Here is a 1617-nt window from a genome sequence, read left to right as displayed (position 1 = left end):
TGGACGTGAAAACGGCCGTTGAAGCAGCCAAGGGCGGCGAAGTGCAGTTCAAAGTTGAAAAAGCTGGCGTTATCCACGCTGGTATTGGCAAAATTTCGTTCTCGGACGAAAAGCTGGCTGAAAACGTGCGCGCCTTCGTGGAAGCCGTTTCCAAAGCCAAGCCTGCTGGTGCCAAGGGTGCATACCTGAAGAAAGTGTCTCTGTCTTCGACCATGGGTCCGGGCGTGGCACTGGATCTGGCGTCTGCTGCGAAATAAGCCGTTGGGGGTCACCCCCAGCGCATGAAATTCCTGACCCTTCGGGGAAAGGATGGTGGGGCGAAAAGCTGTAAGTCTTCAGCCCCATCCTGTCCGAGAAGGCCGGTGACGCGCAAACGTCTTAATATCCTGCCCGAGATGGGGAACGAGATGATGTCGCCTTCGGGGGATTTTGGCTCGGGACCCGTAAAATGGACCCGAACGCCTGTCGCAAGACGGGCTTAATTGAGCCGGGGGGAAACCCCCAAACTTGGAGTGAAACTGTGGATAGAGCCCAGAAAGAGAAATTGGTCGAGGAACTCGGCCAGATCTTCGCAAGCTCTGGCGTTGTAGTGGTTGCTCACTACGCGGGTATGACGGTTAAACAGATGCAGGACCTACGCGCAAAAATGCGTGCCGTTGGTGGGTCCGTTCGCGTTGCCAAGAACAAGCTCGCCAAGATCGCCCTTGAAGGCAACCCCTCTGCAAAGATGGGTGACCTTTTGACGGGCATGACTGTACTTGCCTATACCGAGGATCCCGTCGCTGGTGCGAAGGTTTCCGAGGAATACGCAAAGGCTAACGACAAGTTCGTTATCCTTGGCGGTTCCATGGGCGGTACGATATTGGACCCAGCTGGGGTCAAAGCTGTGGCTGCTATGCCATCGCGCGAAGAGCTTCTTGCTCAAATCGTGTCGATGATCGGCGCTCCTGCTTCGTCCATCGCTGGTGCCATTGGCGCGCCTGCTTCGAACATCGCAAGCATCCTGTCGACCATCGAAGAAAAGGCTGCGGCCTAATCTTTGTACTCGCGTAGGGTCTTGAACCTTACCTCGTTAGAACCATCTTAACTGAACGGAACATGAAATGTCTGATCTGAACAAACTCGCCGAGCAAATCGTAGGCTTGACCCTGCTGCAGGCGCAAGAACTGAAGACCATCCTGAAAGACACCTATGGCATCGAGCCAGCTGCTGGTGGCGCTGTCATGATGGCTGGCCCAGCTGCTGCTGCGGCTCCTGCTGCTGAAGAGCAGACCGAATTCGACGTCGTTCTGACCGACGCTGGTGCAAACAAGATCAACGTGATCAAAGAAGTTCGCACGATCACCGGTCTTGGTCTGAAAGAAGCTAAAGACCTCGTCGAAGCTGGCGGCAAAGTGAAAGAGCAAGTCTCGAAAGCTGACGCTGAAGCTCTGAAGAAAACCCTTGAAGCCGCTGGCGCCAAGGTTGAACTGAAGTAATCCACCCAGCGGGGCAACCCGTTATGTGGATGTGCTGGCTGGGTCCGAAGCAATTCGGGCCCAGCCGTGCGCGTCTTGAAGACCCGCTTCTTGGTAGCTGCTTTTGCGAAAGCCGGTTCCAAGGTGCGGACACAGGTTC

Annotated in this window: 2 protein-coding genes and 1 pseudogene; all 3 read left to right on the top strand. The window is 55.4% G+C overall.

Annotated features, from left to right (window positions below):
* Window positions 1-257, top strand: a pseudogene (locus tag AC1QQ2_RS14105) (50S ribosomal protein L1); the annotation flags it as partial.
* 263 nt (window positions 258-520) lie between these two features.
* Complete coding sequence (gene rplJ / locus AC1QQ2_RS14100) at window positions 521-1036, top strand: 50S ribosomal protein L10 (protein ID WP_395006846.1); 516 nt, start codon at window positions 521-523, stop codon at window positions 1034-1036.
* A gap of 67 nt (window positions 1037-1103) precedes the next feature.
* Window positions 1104-1478 carry a 50S ribosomal protein L7/L12 gene (gene rplL / locus AC1QQ2_RS14095; RefSeq protein WP_395006844.1) on the top strand — a complete coding sequence of 125 codons (375 nt, stop codon included), beginning with the start codon at window positions 1104-1106 and terminating at the stop codon, window positions 1476-1478.
* Window positions 1479-1617: the final 139 nt, after the last annotated feature.

The sequence above is a fragment of the Aestuarium sp. genome (genome assembly GCF_023253315.1).
Taxonomy (GTDB): Bacteria; Pseudomonadota; Alphaproteobacteria; order Rhodobacterales; family Rhodobacteraceae; genus Marivivens; species Marivivens donghaensis.
This window is presented reverse-complemented; position numbering and strand designations above follow the sequence as displayed.